Source organism: Glutamicibacter nicotianae (assembly GCF_002797775.1).
In the GTDB taxonomy this organism is placed as follows: Bacteria; Actinomycetota; Actinomycetes; order Actinomycetales; family Micrococcaceae; genus Glutamicibacter; species Glutamicibacter nicotianae.
On sequence record NZ_PGEY01000001.1, the window covers coordinates 1,961,408 to 1,979,185 of the forward strand.

The window sequence follows — 17,778 nt, forward strand, 5'->3', positions numbered from 1 at the left end:
CCCGGGAATATCGGGCTCTCGGCCAGTGCGATAGTTTCAAGTAGGCAACGATTAGTTCAATGTCAGCTAATTCCTAGGAAAGACAAGGTAGGGTCAAATTATGGCATCAAACGCAAGCGATGAACTGATTGGCACCTGGGTAGCAGGCTGGGCTGGGGCTCGTGGTTATGAAACTCGTAACGAAGGACGAGTCCACGCTGCGCTGCGCCACGACACCACAGAAGACTGGGAATACGTCATCTATGGCCCTTCCAAAGAGGAACTCGCCGCAGTCGCCGAGACCTTGGCGAAGCACCCAAACCGCCGCCTGACGGCATTCGACGACTCCGCCGAGAATCTGGTCGCAATGGCGACCGAAGTTGGCCTGCAGGTCACCGCCGACGACGAAGCGCTGATGGTCACTGAACTAGCCGTCCACGATGTCGAGGTCCCGCTGCCTGCAGACGGCTTCATTTTCCAGATCGAACGCGATGGCACGCATGCCTATGTGTCGCTGCATCCTGAAGACAACCAGGAAGTAGTTGCCGCCTCCGGCCACGTCTCGGCAGTCGACGGATATGCGATCTTCGACCGCATCATCACCGGCGCCGATTTCCGCCGCCAGGGCCTCGGCACCTTGATCATGCGTGCGCTGGCTTCGCTGGCCCAGGAACACGATGTTGATGAAGGCCTGCTGATCGCTTCCGTCGATGGCCAGCAGCTTTATGCTTCACTGGGCTGGACTTCGCTGGGCAAGGTTGTCATGTTCAAGGCCTAGCGCCTCCACAGTCGCTCTCATCGCCGTGCTTGACGTATCCGCGTCAAGCACGGCGATAGTCTTTAACTCCAGCAGTTCCCGGTCCGGAAGGCGTCCTCGTGAAGTCAGTGCGTTCTCTCTTAGATCCCTTCGACCGGACCAATGATCCAGACGCGGTGGTGCACCGCCGCACCAGGGCTGCCAAGGACGAGATCACCAGCCCTTGGCCCCAGTGGCTCAGCGCCGAGCTCATCGAGATCTTCCAGGGTCTGGGCATCCAGCAGCCATGGCTGCACCAAGCACAGGCGGCTAATCTCATCCACGATGGCCATCACACCATCGTTTCCACCGGCACCGCTTCGGGCAAGTCCATGGCCTATCTGATGCCGTGCCTGGAACAATTACTTCGGGCCAAGGACAGCGGGTTCAACGATGCCGATGCCGGAGCATCGGTGCTCTATATCTGCCCCACCAAAGCGCTGGCGGCCGACCAGCTATCCGCGGTGGAATCCTTGAAGGTTCCCGGTGTCCGAGCCGCTCCCTACGATGGGGATACCGATCAGGCAACGCGTGCCTGGGTACGCCAGCATGCCAACTTCGTTTTCACCAATCCCGATATGCTTCATCGCGGCATCCTGCCCAACCATCCGGCTTGGTCCCGGTTCTTCAAGCGCCTTCGCTACATCATCATTGATGAGGCGCATTCCTACCGCGGAGTCTTCGGCGCGCACGTCGCCAACCTGATGCGCCGATTGCGACGCGTTTGCGCCCATTACGGCAATTACCCGGTGTTCATCGGTGCGTCCGCTACGAGCTCAGACCCGGAAGAATCCTTCGGTCGCCTCATCGGAGCACCAGCGCAAGCGGTAACCAATGATTTCTCTGCCAGCGGCGAACTGGTGATGGCTTTGTGGGAACCTCCGATGAGCGAGCACAGAGGTGAAAACGGTGCGCCAATACGTCGCACCGCCGTTGCCGAAAGCGCCTCGATCCTCACCGACCTGATGGCCGACCATGTTCGAACCATTGTCTTCATCAAGTCTCGCCGGGGCGCTGAAACCATCGCAACGCTCACTCGCAAGCATCTGGAAAAATTTGCTCCAGAACTATCCGTCCGGATTGCGGCCTACCGCTCGGGCTACCTGCCCAATGAGCGCCGAGCGGTGGAGAAGCAATTGCGCAACGGCGAGCTGCTGGGCGTCACCTCGACCTCGGCGCTGGAATTGGGCATCGACATTGCTGGTCTGGACGCCGTTGTGGTGGCTGGCTGGCCGGGTACCCGCGCGTCGTTCTTCCAGCAAATCGGCCGTGCCGGACGTTCCGGCCAAGATGCGCTCGCGATCTTTGTCGCGGCCGAAGATCCGTTGGATACCTACCTGGCGCATCACCCCGAAGCCATCTTCGATTTGGGCGTTGAAGCAACGGTCTTTGATCCGCAAAACAAGTATGTGCTCAGCGGCCATCTCTGCGCGGCCGCGCAAGAATCTCCCCTGCGCCCTGAAGAGCTCGAACTTTTCGGTCCACAGACCGAGCAGCTTCTGGATTCGCTGGTGCAACGCGGATACTTGCGCCGACGCCCTGCCGGATGGTTTTGGACACATCCGCAGCATGCGGCGGCGATGTTCTCCATCCGCGCCGATGGCGGTGGACCAGTTGACATCATCGATGCGGAAACCGGCGCCTTGCTCGGCACCATGGATTCCCCGCAAACGCATTATCAGGCGCATCCAGGAGCCATCTATGTCCACCAGGGTGCGAGCTACCATGTGGAAGAACTTGACGAGCAGAACCACGTGGTGATCGTGACCCGGGTCAATCCCGACTACTACACCACAGCACGCGATCTCACCACGGTCGCCATCGAATCCGAGGAACGCGAGCGCAACCATCGGGACCTGACGATTCATTTCGGCGAAGTGACGGTGACCACCCAGGTCGTTTCCTTCCAGCGCAAGTCGGTGGCTTCCAACGAGGTGCTCTCAGAAGAGCCCCTGGAACTTGAAGCCAGGGATCTGAACACCAAGTCCGTTTGGTTCACGCTGACCGAGCAGCGGCTATTGCGAGCTGGCTTGGCGGTTGACCAATTCCCCGGAGCCTTGCATGCAGCCGAGCATGCCATGATCGGCTTGCTGCCCCTTGTTGCCACGAGCGACCGTTGGGATATTGGCGGAGTATCCACCGCGCTGCATATGGATACCGGGCATCCGACAATTTTCGTCTACGACGCCCAGCCCGGTGGTGCAGGGTTTGCCGAGCGCGGTTTCGAGCGCTTCACCGATTGGGTTAGGGCCACCCGAGATGCCATCCAGGCTTGCGAATGCCAGCACGGGTGCCCCAGCTGCGTGCAATCCCCCAAGTGCGGAAACCGCAATAATCCGTTGGACAAGGCTGGCGCCATCTTGCTGTTGACCGCCGTGCTCGATGACGTGGAACCAGCCCACCACCGCTGAACCCATGTGCCTGCTCAGGGCATCGGAGCATCCAGCGGTGGCGCTCCGGCCCGCGCCCGGGCTTCGGCCTGATACAGTTCCACGCCCATGGCACGGAATCCGACAGGAACATAGGTTGCTACACGCACCGACTCGCCACCGGGTTCCACCGTGCATGATGCCAACTGCGCACCGTTGGATTGCGCAAGCTGCGCAGCTACGGTGCAGGGTTCGCCGGGACGCAGCCCACGGGCCGTATCTGCGGCAGCCAGCGCCGACATGTCTGCAGCGCTGGCTGCCTGCATCGCAGCTCGTGTTGCTGCAACCCATGCCAGGACCGCTCCAGCGATAAGCAGCGCAACAACGACGAGCGCCGTCGCCATGACCGTCCCGCTGCCCTGTTCGTTTCGGAGGCGTTGCAGCTTGCTCATTCGACTGCCACGCTGGCTTGTCCGTGGACCTGCAGGCTGCCGGCAATTGGAAGCCGCACGGTTTTGCTAACGTGCACTTGCGAGTAGCCGTTGGATGTTGACAGCGAGAATCGGGCTTGGTTTCCTGCTAGCCGAACCCCGCTGGCGCGAGCGGTGGCATCATCCTCGCCGCGGGCCAATTCCCTGGCCATGGCCCCGGCCGCCTGCTGAACTTGAATCTGTTGGATCCCAACGACACCAAAGCACAGAGCCAAGGACAGCATGATCGCAACTGCTGGCAGCAGCACCGCAAATTCTGCAGTGCTGCTGCCGGATTCGTCACTGAATCTCATGGCCTACAGCGACAGTGCTTTAGTGATCAGGCCCATCAGCATGCCGCGTACGTCGCCGCTGGACAGGATGCTGATCAGCAGGCCGGCAAAGGCTACGGCAGCCAGGGTGACCATAGCGAATTCGGCTGTGGTGGAACCCTGCTCTTCTTGGAGCAGATCCCTGATTTCACGGAACCGTCGGTTCATTGTGTTTTCCTTTCTGGATACCTGTCCCCGGCGCCGATGCCGGGAACCTTGTGCTTCTACCTTCGGCGAGCGCAGACGGCGCAGAGATCGGTTACTTGCGAGCTGGGCATAACCTTGGACCGGGATTTACTGGTAGCTGGGGAACAACGCGATGATCAGTGGAACGACGCCCAAAGCGATGAAGGCCGGCAAGGCGCAAGCCCCCAGGGGAAGCACAAGGCGGGTACCGAATTGCGCGCCGAGGCGTGCAACTTTCTGCGTATGCTCACGGCGTTGCAGAATCGCAGTATTGCGCAGCAGGTTAGCTGCCGGAGCACCCGTCCTGTGAGCGAAGTGCAGGGCCTTTCGCAGCGGCGCGAGCCAGGCAGGCACGGCTTCCCAGGCCTTGTCCCACGCCATGTTCATTTCCAGGCAGCGCGCGACGCTGCGCAGCACCGCGCACTGTTCAATGCTGTTTCCGAGCAGATCCAGGATCTCGGTAATGGGCATTCCCGAATCCAGCAGGCTGGCGCTGAGATCCAGGACCAGCTCGATTGGCTTGTCGTTCTCCTGCCGTCTGTTCCAAAGCCATTGTGCTGCTTTGCCTTCGCCGTTTGTTCGCGCAGTGGACGGCCCCAGTGCCAAGGCGATGGCAAGAGCGCCAAAGAGCAGAATCAAGAGAATCATGACATTGCCTGGCTGGAAGTTGCATGCATGAGCCGCTGGCACCAGATCCGATTGGCGATCCACAGCAATGCCCCGATGAACACGCTGAGTTGCGCCGCCCATGATCGCGCTATCGTGCCCAGCACGTCAATGCCCAGAAGCAGGCCGAATCCAAACCCCACCAGCGGCAGCCAGGTCAGCAATTTGGTAGTTGCTTTCGGTCCAGCCATGGCCGCGTCAAACGCCTGCTGGGCTACCAGTGCGCTTTCGAGGTCTTCGGCAAGCCGTTCCAAGACGTCGGCAAGACTGGCGCCACTGCGTTCGGAGAGCTCCAGGCACCAGTGCAGCCGTTGCACCGCCGGTCCCTGTCCTTTTCCCTGTGCTGCATCCGGTCCGGGTGCGCTGTTGCTGAGCCGATGTGTTGCTTGGAGATCCTTGAGCGCACAGATGATGTCCCCGGTGTCATCTTCAGCTTCAAGCAACGCATCAACAGCTAGATGGAACCCCAGTCCGCTTCGGAGCAGCGCCGATAATTCACGGATGATGCGTGCGTCGGTGCTCAGCAGCTGCTCTCCTGCCTGGTGGCGTTCTGCCCCGCGGTTCCACCGTCTGCGCGATGAGCCCGGGGCCCTTTTGCTGGCCGGGTGCGCGGGAATCCAGAGCCATAAGGCCAACGCGCCCAAGATGAGGATCAGCATGGTTCAATGCTCCTTGTTGCTTTCGTTACCCAGCGCCGTGGCGACGGTGCGTGCGAGTGCTTGGCCGAACCTGTCCGCCAAGAAGCGTCGGCCATATTCGGCAAGCGGTTCGGCATCCTCCAGATCGATCAGGTGCCTCATCTGCATCTGGCCGTCGCTACCGGTCTCCAAGCTGCCCAGTGCCACCGGTCCACGTTGCCCATGGCTGCCCCTGTTCATGTGAATGACGAGATCCAGTGCGCTGGAGGCCTGCAACGCGGTTGCCTGCACACTCCATCCGGCGAGCGCACCCAACGCCGCCAAGCGTGCCGGAACCGACTGCGGGTTGTTGGCGTGCATGGTGCCCGCGGCTCCTTGATGCCCGGTGTTCATCGCCGCCAGGAAATCGCGTATCTCCGACCCGCGGCATTCGCCAACGACCAAGCGGTCGGGACGCATGCGCAGGGCCTGGACAACCAGATCCTTCAGTTCCACTTGGCCGGCGGATTCGACGTTGGCCGAACGGGTTTGCAAGGACACGACATGCGGGTGCGGCACCTGCAGCTCCTTCGAGTCCTCGACGATGACCAAACGGTGCTGCGGGTTGGTCTCGGCCAGCATGGCTTGCAGCAGGGTTGTTTTTCCGCTGCCTGTACCGCCGGTAATCAGGAAGTTCATCTGGCGCTGGACAATGGCTTGGAGCAGCGGCAGCCAAAAGCCCTTGGATCCTTCCAGAACCGCGCCCAGTTCAAGCTGGGCACTGCGCTTGACTCGAATCGAGATCAACGGACCGTCCGTGGCAATTGGCGGCAGCACGGCGTGGACCCGGTAGTTCTTCAAGCTCATGTCCATGAATGGGCTCGCTGAATCCAGCCGTCGTCCAGCGAGGGTCGCCAGATGCACGGCCAGCGTCCGCACCTGTTCCGGGGAGGAAAACCGGAATTCAGTGGGTTCCAGTCCGGCCGGAGAATCGGTCCAGACCCTCCCCTGACCGTCCACTAGGACATCGGTGACTTCGGGCCGCTGGGCGAAAGGCTCAAGGACAGACAATCCTGCCACTTCGTGCTGCAGCGATTCCAATGACTGGGCGGCGCCCTGCGATCCCAGGGCCACGCCCGAGTCGTGGACGGCTCCGGCCAAGGCAATCGCGTCGAGCTGCCCGCCGGTGAGCAGTGCCCGTTCACGCACTGATTCGAGAATCTTGGCATCGAGCACGGGCCCGCCCATTGCTGGGCTGGCATTGTGGCTGTGCCGTCCCGGGCTCATGGGTGCTGCTCCTTCACCTGCGGAATCAGGCACAGGTTAGACAGGTGCTGGCGCAGTGCCCGGGATTTGAAAATGTCGAAGAGCTGGCCGCGCTCCAGGGCCTTGCTGATCCGCGGAAGGACAGGGACGGCACCAAGTATCTCCGGAAAGCCTTGAGGGGTGCAGCGCAGTTTCTGCTCCCCGCACAGCACCACTTCCCCTGAAGCCGGCAAGGTCATGGAACTGGCGGTGGCGATATTCCGGTCGATGAACTGGTTCATCGCCAGCCGTTGCGGATGCGGTGCGCGGCCGGCATCCACCACCACGAGGTCGAACCCTTGCCGGGCCGCAGCCAGCAACCGAATCACCAGCTGGTCTTCCAGCTCCTGCGTTCGGTTGGCGCGGGACCAGGTCAGGATGGCTGTATCGCGCAGTTTCGGCAAAGTTTCGGCCAGTTGATGGGCCGCCAGCGCACCGCCGGATTGCTGTAATTCCTCCCAGCCGATTCCGATAGGCGGCTGCGCGCACACCAGCGGCCACGCTCCTTGGGAATGCGGATCCAAATCAATCATGGCGCTGCGCAGTCCGCTGAGTGTTCCAGCGTGCGCCAGCAGCAGGGAGAGGGTTGTCGTCCCCAACCCTCCGGCCGTGGAATTCAGCGCCAGCGTGTGCCCATGCCCTGCCCGCATGGCCCAAAGGCCGAGGTATTCGCCCAGCCATTGGCTGGCCGACGGCAGAACCGCCACCCGCGCCTTGGGAATCCTGCTGGCCAGAGACCAGATGAGGGCCTCGCTATCCTCCAAGCCGACCAGCACATCTACCGGCCGGCCCGGGTTTTCGGCCAGGGCTGCCATGTCGCTGCCCCACAGCACCGGCCCCGAACCATCGCCGGGCAACAACTGCGGGTCTGCGCATTGGTTGATTCGCACAGCCGCGCCGACCGCGATCACCGCGCATCGCTCGATAATCCGCGTGTCGTTGCTCACGATGGTGCAGATCGGTTCATCATCCGCAGTGCGTTCACCAGCCGCTGGCGCGCTGGTTCCCTTCTGCGGCAACTGCTCGAAATCCGATTCTGTCATTACAAATCGTTGTGCATTCTTCAGCGGCTTAGCCGATGGGGATTCTGATAGCCATTTCATGCATCGAGCGTGGCATCCATCCATTCATCTGCGTGCAGCCAGCCAACCGGCTGGGGATATCGTCCACTGGCACGGCACAATAGATCCATGAGTGCCATCGCCTTCCTTGCCGCCGACCCGGATGGCTATGCCCTCATCGACCTTCGCGACCAGCACACTGGCAACTCGCTGCAACCGGTTTCCTCGGTATCCCGCGAAGAGCTGGCTGGCTTTGTCGCCGAAACCGAAGCACGGCATTCGCCCCGCTGGGCCATGCTCCGCACCACCCCGTGGATGCAGCCGCTGGCGGCAGCCGGGGTTTTCCTGGCTAAGGCATACATTCTCTCCTTGGCGCAGCGCATCCTGCACCGCTCCCCGCTGAGCGCGAAGGCGCTCGATGATTTCAACCTTGAACAGCCACCCCAGGGCAGGGAATGGGCCAACCAGGATGCGCTCTTCTCCGCGCCTGTCACCGGCGAGTCGCTGCCTGAGCTGATCGCCATGTACCTGGCCCAACGCGACGCACTGCCGCAAGAACCCGATGTCCGCCGTCGGCTGGAATTATTGATCCATGCCGAATCGGTGGGCGCCGTGATTGCCTGCGAGATGGAAGCGGCCGGCTTGCCGTGGGATGAACCGGGGCACCGCGCCCTGCTGCGCGAGCAATTGGGCGAGCGCGTCTCCGACTACGGACGGCTTCCCAAGCTGGCTGCCAAGGCCCAGCAGCTGGCTGAGGCGTTGGGCAGTCCCGGGCTCAATCCCGATTCGCCGCAAGAACTGCTGCGCGCCCTGCACAAGGCCGGCTTCGCAGTGGGTTCGGTGCGGGCATGGGAACTTGAGCAGATCAAGCATCCGCTGATTACCGAGGTCCTCGAATACAAGAAGCTCTCACGCCTTGCCAGCACCCACGGCGATGCCTGGCTGGATCAATGGGTGGAAAATGGCAGGTTCCATCCGCACTACGTGCTGGGAACCGTCATTTCAGGACGCTGGGCGGCATCAGGCGGCGGTGCGCTCCAATTGCCGCATTCCATCCGGCAGGTCGTTCGCGCCCCGGCGGGGTCGACCTTTGTGGTGGCCGACGGCAGGCAGCTGGAACCGCGCATCCTGGCGGCAATTTCCCATGACCAGCAGCTGCAAAAGGCTGGCCAGCAAGACGACCTGTACCAGTGGCTGCTGGATGCCAAGCTTGTCGCCTCGCGCGATGAAGCCAAACTGGGCATGCTCTCGGTCATCTATGGCGGAGGTGGCGGTGCTTCGGGCAGCGTCGGCGCGGCGCTGACCCGCAGCTTTCCCACTGCCATGCGTTTTGTCGAACAGGCGGCGCAGGCTGGCGAACAGGGTGGAGGCGTGCGCAGTTTCCTTGGCCGCGGCTGCCCTCCCGCAGATGAGCAGTGGCTGCAGGCGCAGCGGGCCACCAGCGATGAGGCATCGCAGCGGGCCGCTGACTCCGCGGCGCGGGCCCGTGGCCGGTTCACCAGGAATTTTGTCGTGCAGGCTACCGCGGCCGAGTGGGCCTTGGTGTGGATGGGCCACGCGCGGCACCTGATCCATCAGGCTGGGTGGAGCCGCAGCTGCCGCCAGGTGTTCTTCGTCCATGACGAAATTGTCTTCGAATGCCCCACCGAATTGGCTGGGCAGCTGCAGGAGCTGATCCGCCACGCGGCGATGCTGGCCGGACGCTCGCTGTTCGGCCAGGCCTCGCCGCGTTTCCCGGTCAGTGTTGCGATTTCAGGGAATTACGCGGACGCGAAATAGCGGGCCTCAGGCCATGCGCAGTTCGCGCCGATTATCCCACGGACGGGTCCACCCCAGCTCGTTGAACAGACGGTCCAGAACGATCGCGGTGAAGCCCCAGATGATCCGGTCTTCGAAATCGAAGGCCGGGGACTTGAATTTCCGCGTGCCGCGATGCACAACGCCAGTCAAGCGGTTCTTCGGATCCAGCAGGTGCGCCACCGGGGCGCGGAATACCCCAGCGCTTTCTTCCGGGTCCGCCGGATACACCTCGGATTCGGTATGCCACCACCCGAGCACCGGGGTGACCAGGAAGTTCGACACCGGCAGCTCTGTTTCCCCCAAGGTACCCAGCACTTCGATGCCGGCGGTATCCACGCCGGTTTCTTCCCATGCCTCGCGCAGAGCGGCGCTGGCAACGCTCGGATCCTCCTGGTCGATGCCGCCGCCGGGGAAAGCGATCTGCCCGGCATGCTTGCGCAGGGTCGCTGCCCGCTCCACGAACAACAGGTCCAGGTCGTCCGTCTGGGACTGCGGTTCCAGCGCCGCCTCGCCGGCCGCGCCGAACAGGATCAGCACCGCGGCCCGGCGCGCGGCACCGAGCTCCATCTCGTTCATCACCCATTCGTTGGGCAGCCGCTGCGTCGCCCCGACCTGCGCCGTATGGCGGGCGATGACTTGTTCCAATTCCAAGCGTGCGCTCATGCGTCCAATCCGTATCCTTCAGCCCTCAGCTCGCGGCGAGTTGCTCCGGCGATCATTTTCGCCAGCAGCTCTTCCCGTCCTGGTGCAAGCTCATACTTGAGCAACGCTTTCGCCTTGGCCGGTATTTCCTCGCCGATGCCGAAGGACGGGCACAGCTTGGCGATGACGCAGGCTCCGCAGGCGGGCTTGCGGGCGTGGCAGACGCGCCGGCCATGGAATACCACCCGGTGGCTGAGCATCGTCCAGTCGCGTTTCTCGAATAATTCCCCCACCGCGTGTTCGACCTTCACCGGGTCGGTTTCAGCGGTCCAGCCCAGGCGGTTGGCCAGCCGCCCGAAATGGGTGTCCACGGTGATTCCGGGAACGCCAAAGGCATTGCCCAACACGACGTTGGCGGTTTTGCGTCCCACTCCGGGAAGCTTCACCAGCTCGTCGAGCTTGGCTGGCACGTCGCCGTCGAAGCGTTCCACCAGCGCAGCGGATAGCCCGAGCAGGGAATCGGCCTTGGCGCGGAAGAAGCCGGTGGGGCGGATCAGCTGCTCAAGCTCGGCACGCTCGGCTTGGCTCATTGCGAGGGCGTTGGGGAACCGGGCGAAGAGCGCTGGGGTTATGGCATTGACCCGCACATCGGTGGTCTGCGCCGAGAGCACGGTCGCTACCAGCAGTTCGAAGGGAGTCTCGAAGTCCAGCTCGGGCACCGCGTAGGGGTAGGCCTGCGCCAGTTCCCGGTTGATCTTGCGAGCCCGGCGCTTCAGCCCCAGCTCGGTTTCATTCTCAAGTTTCTTCGCCACGCTTTAGATCGTGTCATGAGCGCGCAGGGTTTTCACCCCGGGACACCGCCCCGGCATGCTGTTCATCGCGTTCAATCCACCGCTTGGCGCACAAATTACCCGATTTCCGCTATCACAGTGACACAAAGCACACCTTCATCCTCCGAGGCTGTAACTTTGATCACAGAGAAACGTTTGTGACTACGTGGAAGGACGCGAACACAGTGAGTGATTCGAAAACCCTGGACAACCTGTCGACCGAGACCCGCTCCTTTGCCCCAAGCAAGGACTTCAGCGATCAAGCCATCGCCACCCAGGCCCGCTACGACGCAGCCAAGGAAGACCGCTTGGGCTACTGGGCGGACCAGGCCCGCCAGGTACTGGACTGGGACACCGATTTCACCGAAACCCTCGACTGGTCTGAAGCGCCGGTTGCCAAGTGGTTTGTCGGCGGCAAGCTCAACGCTGCCTATAACGCACTGGACCGCCATGTGGAGAACGGCCGGGGCGACCGCGTGGCCATCTACTTCGAAGGCGAGCCGGGCGATACCCGCAGCTACACCTACGCACAGCTGGCCGAGGAGGTCAAGAAGGCCGCCAACGCCTTCGAGTCCCTGGGCGTGGCCAAGGGCGACCGCGTCGCCGTCTACCTGCCGATGATCCCCGAAGCGGTGATCACCATGCTGGCCTGCGCCCGCATCGGCGCCATCCACTCGGTGGTCTTCGGCGGCTTCTCCGCCGACGCGCTGCGCAGCCGCATCGATGACGCCGACGCCAAGCTCGTGGTCACCGCCGATGGCACCTGGCGCCGCGGCAAGCCGAGCCCGCTGAAGCCTGCAGTGGATGCCGCCCTGGAAGCACCGGGGCACACCGTGGAAAACGTGCTGGTGGTCAAGCGCAACGGCGAACCTACCGAATTCGGCGCGCTGGACAAGTGGTGGGATGACGTGGTCGGCAACGCCGCCACTGAGCACACCGCGGTGGCCCACGACTCCGAGCACCCGCTGTTCGTGCTCTACACCTCCGGCACCACCGGCAAGCCCAAGGGCATCGTGCATACCACCGGCGGCTTCCTCACGCAGACCGCGGTCACCCACCGCGACACCTTCGATTTGCACCCGGAAACCGATGTCTTCTGGTGCACCGCAGACATCGGCTGGGTCACCGGCCACTCCTACGTCACCTACGCGCCGCTGGTCAACGGCGCCACCCAGGTGATCTACGAAGGCACCCCGGACACCCCGCACCAGGGCCGCTGGTGGGAGATCGTGGAGAAGTACGGCGTCACCATCCTGTACACCGCGCCGACCGCCATCCGCACCTTCATGAAGTGGGGCCGGGAGATCCCGGACGGCTACGACCTCTCCTCGCTGCGCGTGCTCGGTTCGGTGGGCGAACCGATCAACCCGGAAGCCTGGATGTGGTACCGCGATGTCATCGGCTCCAACAATGGCAAGAACGGCGAGAAGAAGGAGCACCCGGCTCCGATCGTGGACACCTGGTGGCAGACCGAAACCGGTGCGCACATGATCGCGCCGCTGCCGGGTGTCACCGCCACCAAGCCGGGTTCTGCCCAGGTGGCTGTACCGGGCATCGCCATCGACGTGGTGGACGAAGCCGGCGAATCCGTAGCCGACGGCGAAGGCGGCTTCCTGGTCATCCGCGAACCATGGCCGGCCATGCTGCGCGGCATCTGGGGCGACATGGAACGCTACAAGGACACCTACTGGTCCCGCTTCGAGAACATGTACTTCGCCGGCGACGGCGCGAAGAAGGATGACGACGGCGACATCTGGCTGCTGGGCCGCGTGGATGACGTGATGAACGTGTCCGGCCACCGCCTGTCCACCACCGAGATCGAGTCTTCGCTGGTCGCCCACCCGTACGTGGCCGAAGCCGCGGTGGTCGGGGCGAAGGACGAGACCACCGGCGAGGCAGTGGTCGCGTTCGTGATCCTGCAGACCGAGCCTGCCGAGGGCGAGGATGTCGTGGCGACCCTGCGCAACCACGTGGGCAAGGACATCGGCCCGATCGCCAAGCCGAAGCATGTGCTGGTGGTGCCCGAGCTGCCCAAGACACGCTCGGGCAAGATCATGCGCCGCCTGCTCAAGGATGTGGCCGAAGGCCGCGAGGTCGGCGACGCCACCACGCTCTCGGATTCGACGGTCATGAGCCAGATCGCGCAGTCCATGGGCAAGTAGCCGCTGCACGCACTGCCGCAAGAGCCGCCGTTCATCTGCACCGCTGGTGCGGAAGAACGGCGGCTTCTTGTATTACGGACCCGGCGCAACGACGCTGGATTATGCCTGCCGTGTAATAGATTTGGGTTCATGACTGAGAACGCATCGAACACCATCTTGCTGCTCAACGGCCCCAATCTGAACCTGCTGGGCACCCGGGAACCGGAAATCTATGGCCACGACACGCTGGCCGATGTCGAGCAGCTGGCCCGTGACACCGCGGCCGCCTACGGCCTAGAGGTGCGCGCGGTGCAGTCCAACCACGAGGGCGTGCTCATCGACGCGATCCACGAGGCCCGCACGACCGCGGCAGGCATCATCATGAACCCCGGTGCGTTCACCCATACTTCGGTAGCGCTGGCCGATGCGATCAGCGGCGTGCGGCTGCCCGCCATCGAGGTGCACATCTCCAATGTGCACAAGCGCGAGGCCTTCCGCCACCATTCCTATATCTCGCCGGTAGCCAGCTCGATCATCATCGGTGCGGGAGTGCACGGCTACAAGCTGGCCGTGCAGCAGCTCGCGCATTTGCTCGGCAAGTAGCCGCAGGCATCAGCCGGAAACGCAGTCGCCGGTCTTGATGCTGGTGCGCCGCTGGCTGCCGAGTTCCAAGGCTTGCTCGATCTCTTCGAGACTCAGGGCGAAGCCAACCTCGTCATCGCTGCGGGATTTGGCGAAGATCAGACCCACCACGTCGCCGGATTCATCCAGCAGCGGTCCGCCGGAATTGCCCTGCGCCACTTCCGCGGTGAGCTGGTAGACCGAAATCCGCGACGGGTCTTCGCCATAGATGTTGGCGATGGAGACGAAGGCGCGCGAGGCGATCAGCGCTCCGCGGATCTGCTGCGGTCCGCCCGACGGGTGGCCGACGAATGTTGCCGAGTCGCCACGCATCAGGTCATCGGTGGCCAGGTCGATGGGCTCAGCCTGCAGTCCCTCGACATAAAGCAGCGCGATGTCCGCCTGCGGATCGAAATAAACTACCTTTCCGCGGTGAACTTCGTCACCGCCGACCTCCACGGTTGCAGCACTCAATCCTGCCACCACGTGTGCATTCGTCATGACCAATTCGTGGTCGACAACGAAGCCCGAACCGGTCAGGTTAACGCCGCACTGCACGGCGGTGCCGGAGATCTTGGCCGCCGATTGCGCGGCTGCCAGCTGCAGGTCGTTGGCGGCCCATTCGGTGTCCACTGGCGCCTGCACCGGAGGGGCGAAAGGCTCCAGGAACGCGGGCAGGGTTTCAGCGATCACCTTGGAGCGTGCGGTAGATATGGCCGCATCGACAAACTCGGGTGTCAGGCCGCGAATCGTGTCGATCATCTTGGACTTGCTGATCTCCAGCGAAAGCCTCGGGATACCCATGCTTGCCGTGGAAAAGGCCAAGCCACCAATGATTGTTGCGGTGATGAACACCGACAGCACGCCACCGGCGATGCGGTCTGCGGCACGCAGGAAATCGACATTCATCCAGTGCCTGATCCGGGTCGCGATCACCCGTCCCAGCGCTTGGCCGAGGATGATCAGCACCGCGGCGGTGGCGATCATCAGACCGACACGCCACCACGGATTCGTGGCAAAGGTGGAGACCAGGGGGATCGCGAAGAATGCGGCGACGCCACCGACGAGCAAGCCGAGCATGTCGCCAACTGTCAGCAGGAAACCTCGGCGAACTCCAACGATGAAGAACATCAGCAACACAGCGCAGATGACTACATCGAGCCAGCTGAAAATTCCCAGCACCCAGACCCCAGTTCATTCATAAAGTTCGTATAGACCCAAGGTACCCTTAGAAGCTGATGGATTTCTGCGAGCAGATTCGCGAGTTTTAGTCGAATGTGCGTGATTTTCAACATTTTCTTGGTTAAACCACGTGTGGAAACTGTCACATTGTTACCGAATACGGCACAATGAAGTAAGCGCCTACTACTGTTGACAGGAGATTTAATGGATATCGAGGTACTGCGTCGCGCGCCACTGTTTGCGTCGCTTGGTGATGAAGTTTTCGCCGCGCTAACCGAAGAATTGACCGAGGTTGATCTGTCCCGCGGTGCATCGGTGTTCCGTGAAGGCGATCAGGGTGACCGTCTGTACTTCATCGTTTCTGGCAAGATCAAGCTCGGCCGCACCTCTTCGGATGGTCGCGAGAACCTGATTGCTGTTCTTGGCCCGGGCGAACTGTTTGGCGAAATGGCCTTGTTCGATCCACACCCACGCAACGCTACCGCCACCGCCGTGTCGGAGACCCGCCTGGCTGGCCTGAGCCACGAGAACATGCGCAAGGCTATCCTGAACTCCCCTGAGGTCTCGATCCAGCTGCTGCAGGCTCTGGCTGCACGTCTGCGTCGCACCAATGAGTCCCTGGCCGATCTGGTCTTCTCTGACGTTCCTGGCCGCGTTGCCAAGGCGCTGCTGGACCTGGCTGACCGTTTCGGCCGCCCGGCTACCGACGGCATCCTGGTTGCCCACGAACTGACTCAGGAAGAGCTGGCTCAGCTGGTTGGTGCTTCCCGCGAAACCGTGAACAAGGCTCTGGCCGAGTTCGTCCAGCGCGGCTGGCTGCGCCTGGAAGCACGCGCCGTCGTGATCCTGGACATCCAGCGCCTGCGCCAGCGTTCGCGCTAAAGCACGACAAAGCATTTCAGGCCGAAAATCCTCAGAGGATTTTCGGCCTGTTGTGTTTTAAGCAGTGTGCTCAGTGCCCGGCAGTGGTCTGCCACGGCCGGGAGGACTCGGCGCTGATGGATCCCAGGACTTCCAGGTAGTAGATTCCATCGCGCACCAGCAGATCCGGATGCTTGAGGTTCAGCGATCGCGCCCGCGAGAGGTAGGCGATCACTCCGTTGGCTTCCGCCATGGCTTCCAGAATCATTTCCACCGCCGGGTAGCTGATCTCCGAGAGCGTGAGGTTCACCGTGTTGGGTTGGCCAATGCTGTCCCCCAGCTCGCTGGTGCCGCGCTTTGCCAAAATGTCTCCGGCAGCAGACCAACGTCCCCATTTTCCTTTTCCACGAAGCAATGAGGCTTCCTGGCGGTTCGGCACGGTGGCGGTGAAGTACCAGGTGTCGAAGCGGCGCAGGGCAAAGTTCGGATTGAGCCAGTGCGATACAGGACGCAGAAGGTCGGTACGCAAACCGAGTCCGCGGCGGCGCAGGAATTCGTCAAAGGCAAGATCTTGTCCGGCGATGGCTTCGCGGGCGGTCATCCAGTCTTCGGCATCGGTCATTTCAACGACGGATTGCTCGTCGGTTCCGGCCAGCAGGATCCCGGTCTCTTCGAAGAGCTCGCGAATGGCGCAAACCAGATAGGCCTGGACCAGCTGCTGATCCAGCAAATCCATGCGCTTGGACCACTGGGACAGGCTCGGGCCGAACCATTGGTAGGTGGCACGGTCGCTCGTCTCATGGCTGCCGCCCGGGAAGGCTACGTTGCCCAGAGGAGAGCCCCCGGGGCGATAAGTCAGGTAGGTTTCCACACCGTGGGAGGAATCCCTCACAAGGCACACTGAGGACGCTCGCCGCGGGGTACGCGGGGTGCGCGAACCGAAGGAGAACCAGTTTTCGGCGGTGGCAATCTGATGCGGCGGCAGGTCGAAGAGCCGTCGAACCATGCCGCTGCGCGGTCCCGACGGGAAAGCCCGTCGGGACCGCGCAGCGGGAAACTGGCCTGAATTACTCAAATTCGGCGACGACCTCAACCTCGACAGGTGCATCCAGCGGCAGTACGGCTACGCCGACGGCCGAACGTGCATGCAGGCCTGCATCGCCGAGGACTTCGCCGAAGAATTCGGAGGCTCCGTTGATGACTCCTGGCTGTCCGGTGAAGTCCGGTGCCGACGACACGAAACCGACAACCTTCACGATGCGCTTAATGCGATCTAGATCACCAATTTCCGCCTTGATGGCTGCCAGCGCGTTGAGCGCGGCGGTCTGTGCCTGGGCCTTTGCTTCCTCGGCTGAAACTTCGGCGCCAACCTTTCCAACCGCTGTGAGTTCACCCTTAATCAGCGGAAGCTGACCGGAGGTGTAAACGTAGTTGCCGGAAGTAACGGCAGGCAGGTACGCCGCAACCGGTTTTGCCACGGCTGGCAACGCATGGCCAAGCTCGGCCAGGCGAGCCTCGACACGCGAGGAAGTAGCTTCTTGCATGGGATTTCTCCTTCAGTAGATGTTGATGCCCGTTAGGCTTTCGGACGCTTCATGTAGGCCACTGGAGATGAGCCATTGGGGCCAGGAACGACGGTTACCAGCTCCCAGCCGTCATCACCCCACTGGTCCAAAATCTGCTTCGTAGCGTGAATCAAAAGCGGCAAAGTGGCGTATTCCCATTTAGTCATACTCGATACGTTAGCGCGTCCTTGTAAACTAGTGGGTATGGCAGCCAAGAAGTCCCCCTTTTTTGATACAGCTACCACTCTGGGAAAAGTCGTTGCATTCTTCGGAATCAGTGCCCTGTGTGGTGTGCTCGCAGCAGGCATGCTCGTGCCCATTGCAGCTATCGCTAAAACCGGTTTGACCACTGGTA

General features: G+C 62.3%; 18 protein-coding genes. 6 read left to right on the top strand and 12 right to left on the bottom strand.

Annotated features, from left to right (window positions below):
* Positions 1–100: 100 nt before the first annotated feature.
* Together ATK23_RS09140 and ATK23_RS09145 are read left to right on the top strand one after the other, a co-directional pair.
* The gene (locus tag ATK23_RS09140; protein ID WP_038991682.1) at positions 101–757 is read left to right on the top strand and encodes a GNAT family N-acetyltransferase; all 657 of its coding nucleotides are present in this window, start codon (positions 101–103) and stop codon (positions 755–757) included.
* Positions 758–855: 98 nt separating this feature from the next.
* Positions 856–3,186, top strand: a complete 2,331-nt coding sequence (locus tag ATK23_RS09145) for a DNA 3'-5' helicase SftH (protein ID WP_066140995.1) — start codon at positions 856–858, stop codon at positions 3,184–3,186.
* A 14-nt stretch (positions 3,187–3,200) separates the two neighbouring features.
* On the opposite strand, the gene ATK23_RS09150 is transcribed toward ATK23_RS09145, so the two are convergent.
* The 7 genes from ATK23_RS09150 to ATK23_RS09180 all read right to left on the bottom strand — a co-directional run bounded on the left by ATK23_RS09150 (position 3,201) and on the right by ATK23_RS09180 (position 7,763).
* On the bottom strand, positions 3,201–3,596 hold the full coding sequence (locus tag ATK23_RS09150; protein ID WP_038991687.1) for an Rv3654c family TadE-like protein: 396 nt from the start codon (positions 3,594–3,596) through the stop codon (positions 3,201–3,203).
* Positions 3,593–3,928 carry a TadE family type IV pilus minor pilin gene (locus ATK23_RS09155; RefSeq protein WP_066140997.1) on the bottom strand — a complete coding sequence of 112 codons (336 nt, stop codon included), beginning with the start codon at positions 3,926–3,928 and terminating at the stop codon, positions 3,593–3,595. Before ATK23_RS09155 ends, ATK23_RS09150 begins: the two co-directional genes overlap by 4 nt.
* 3 nt (positions 3,929–3,931) lie before the next feature.
* Positions 3,932–4,114: a DUF4244 domain-containing protein gene (locus tag ATK23_RS09160; RefSeq protein WP_038991688.1), complete on the bottom strand. Its 183-nt coding sequence runs from the start codon at positions 4,112–4,114 to the stop codon at positions 3,932–3,934.
* Between the two features lie 126 nt (positions 4,115–4,240).
* Positions 4,241–4,780, bottom strand: a complete 540-nt coding sequence (locus ATK23_RS09165; protein WP_066141000.1) for a type II secretion system F family protein — start codon at positions 4,778–4,780, stop codon at positions 4,241–4,243.
* Positions 4,777–5,457, bottom strand: a complete 681-nt coding sequence (locus ATK23_RS09170) for a type II secretion system F family protein (RefSeq protein ID WP_066141003.1) — start codon at positions 5,455–5,457, stop codon at positions 4,777–4,779. The genes ATK23_RS09165 and ATK23_RS09170 overlap by 4 nt, the downstream gene beginning before the upstream one ends.
* 3 nt (positions 5,458–5,460) lie before the next feature.
* Positions 5,461–6,702, bottom strand: coding sequence for a TadA family conjugal transfer-associated ATPase (locus ATK23_RS09175; protein ID WP_066141006.1), 1,242 nt, complete (start codon positions 6,700–6,702; stop codon positions 5,461–5,463).
* Complete coding sequence (locus tag ATK23_RS09180) at positions 6,699–7,763, bottom strand: CpaE-like family protein (protein WP_066141010.1); 1,065 nt, start codon at positions 7,761–7,763, stop codon at positions 6,699–6,701. The genes ATK23_RS09175 and ATK23_RS09180 overlap by 4 nt, the downstream gene beginning before the upstream one ends.
* A gap of 147 nt (positions 7,764–7,910) precedes the next feature.
* Here ATK23_RS09180 and ATK23_RS09185 point away from each other — a divergent pair, with 147 nt between their 5' ends.
* Positions 7,911–9,560 carry a bifunctional 3'-5' exonuclease/DNA polymerase gene (locus ATK23_RS09185; RefSeq protein ID WP_066141013.1) on the top strand — a complete coding sequence of 550 codons (1,650 nt, stop codon included), beginning with the start codon at positions 7,911–7,913 and terminating at the stop codon, positions 9,558–9,560.
* A gap of 6 nt (positions 9,561–9,566) precedes the next feature.
* Here ATK23_RS09185 and ATK23_RS09190 read toward each other — a convergent pair whose 3' ends face one another.
* Together ATK23_RS09190 and nth are read right to left on the bottom strand one after the other, a co-directional pair.
* Positions 9,567–10,244, bottom strand: a complete 678-nt coding sequence (locus ATK23_RS09190) for an NUDIX hydrolase (protein ID WP_066141019.1) — start codon at positions 10,242–10,244, stop codon at positions 9,567–9,569.
* Positions 10,241–11,035 carry an endonuclease III gene (nth, locus tag ATK23_RS09195; RefSeq protein WP_066141022.1) on the bottom strand — a complete coding sequence of 265 codons (795 nt, stop codon included), beginning with the start codon at positions 11,033–11,035 and terminating at the stop codon, positions 10,241–10,243. Before nth ends, ATK23_RS09190 begins: the two co-directional genes overlap by 4 nt.
* Before the next feature lie 203 nt (positions 11,036–11,238).
* Here nth and acs point away from each other — a divergent pair, with 203 nt between their 5' ends.
* Together acs and aroQ are read left to right on the top strand one after the other, a co-directional pair.
* On the top strand, positions 11,239–13,215 hold the full coding sequence (gene acs, locus ATK23_RS09200) for an acetate--CoA ligase (RefSeq protein ID WP_100339261.1): 1,977 nt from the start codon (positions 11,239–11,241) through the stop codon (positions 13,213–13,215).
* A 129-nt stretch (positions 13,216–13,344) separates the two neighbouring features.
* Positions 13,345–13,797: a type II 3-dehydroquinate dehydratase gene (aroQ, locus tag ATK23_RS09205; RefSeq protein WP_066141028.1), complete on the top strand. Its 453-nt coding sequence runs from the start codon at positions 13,345–13,347 to the stop codon at positions 13,795–13,797.
* A gap of 9 nt (positions 13,798–13,806) precedes the next feature.
* Here the strand turns inward: aroQ and ATK23_RS09210 are convergent, their stop codons facing one another.
* Entirely contained in the window at positions 13,807–14,997 is a 1,191-nt protein-coding gene (locus ATK23_RS09210) for a MarP family serine protease (protein WP_066141031.1), read from the bottom strand.
* Positions 14,998–15,201: 204 nt separating this feature from the next.
* Between ATK23_RS09210 and ATK23_RS09215 the strand changes: the two genes are divergently transcribed.
* On the top strand, positions 15,202–15,879 hold the full coding sequence (locus ATK23_RS09215; protein WP_022874282.1) for a Crp/Fnr family transcriptional regulator: 678 nt from the start codon (positions 15,202–15,204) through the stop codon (positions 15,877–15,879).
* A gap of 70 nt (positions 15,880–15,949) precedes the next feature.
* On the opposite strand, the gene ATK23_RS09220 is transcribed toward ATK23_RS09215, so the two are convergent.
* Complete coding sequence (locus ATK23_RS09220; RefSeq protein ID WP_038991698.1) at positions 15,950–16,864, bottom strand: NUDIX hydrolase; 915 nt, start codon at positions 16,862–16,864, stop codon at positions 15,950–15,952.
* Between the two features lie 61 nt (positions 16,865–16,925).
* Positions 16,926–17,402 carry a RidA family protein gene (locus ATK23_RS09225; protein WP_066141034.1) on the bottom strand — a complete coding sequence of 159 codons (477 nt, stop codon included), beginning with the start codon at positions 17,400–17,402 and terminating at the stop codon, positions 16,926–16,928.
* Positions 17,403–17,778 lie beyond the last annotated feature (376 nt).

Coding starts and splice junctions, on each gene's coding strand:
- ATK23_RS09160 (WP_038991688.1), bottom strand. CDS start 4,114: ATGAACCGACGGTTCCGTGAAATCAGGGATCTGCTCCAAGAAGAGCAG.
- ATK23_RS09175 (WP_066141006.1), bottom strand. CDS start 6,702: ATGAGCCCGGGACGGCACAGCCACAATGCCAGCCCAGCAATGGGCGGG.
- ATK23_RS09140 (WP_038991682.1), top strand. CDS start 101: ATGGCATCAAACGCAAGCGATGAACTGATTGGCACCTGGGTAGCAGGC.
- ATK23_RS09165 (WP_066141000.1), bottom strand. CDS start 4,780: ATGATTCTCTTGATTCTGCTCTTTGGCGCTCTTGCCATCGCCTTGGCA.
- ATK23_RS09215 (WP_022874282.1), top strand. CDS start 15,202: ATGGATATCGAGGTACTGCGTCGCGCGCCACTGTTTGCGTCGCTTGGT.
- ATK23_RS09180 (WP_066141010.1), bottom strand. CDS start 7,763: ATGACAGAATCGGATTTCGAGCAGTTGCCGCAGAAGGGAACCAGCGCG.
- ATK23_RS09190 (WP_066141019.1), bottom strand. CDS start 10,244: ATGAGCGCACGCTTGGAATTGGAACAAGTCATCGCCCGCCATACGGCG.
- ATK23_RS09170 (WP_066141003.1), bottom strand. CDS start 5,457: ATGCTGATCCTCATCTTGGGCGCGTTGGCCTTATGGCTCTGGATTCCC.
- ATK23_RS09155 (WP_066140997.1), bottom strand. CDS start 3,928: ATGAGATTCAGTGACGAATCCGGCAGCAGCACTGCAGAATTTGCGGTG.
- ATK23_RS09220 (WP_038991698.1), bottom strand. CDS start 16,864: ATGGTTCGACGGCTCTTCGACCTGCCGCCGCATCAGATTGCCACCGCC.
- ATK23_RS09185 (WP_066141013.1), top strand. CDS start 7,911: ATGAGTGCCATCGCCTTCCTTGCCGCCGACCCGGATGGCTATGCCCTC.
- ATK23_RS09150 (WP_038991687.1), bottom strand. CDS start 3,596: ATGAGCAAGCTGCAACGCCTCCGAAACGAACAGGGCAGCGGGACGGTC.
- aroQ (WP_066141028.1), top strand. CDS start 13,345: ATGACTGAGAACGCATCGAACACCATCTTGCTGCTCAACGGCCCCAAT.
- ATK23_RS09225 (WP_066141034.1), bottom strand. CDS start 17,402: ATGCAAGAAGCTACTTCCTCGCGTGTCGAGGCTCGCCTGGCCGAGCTT.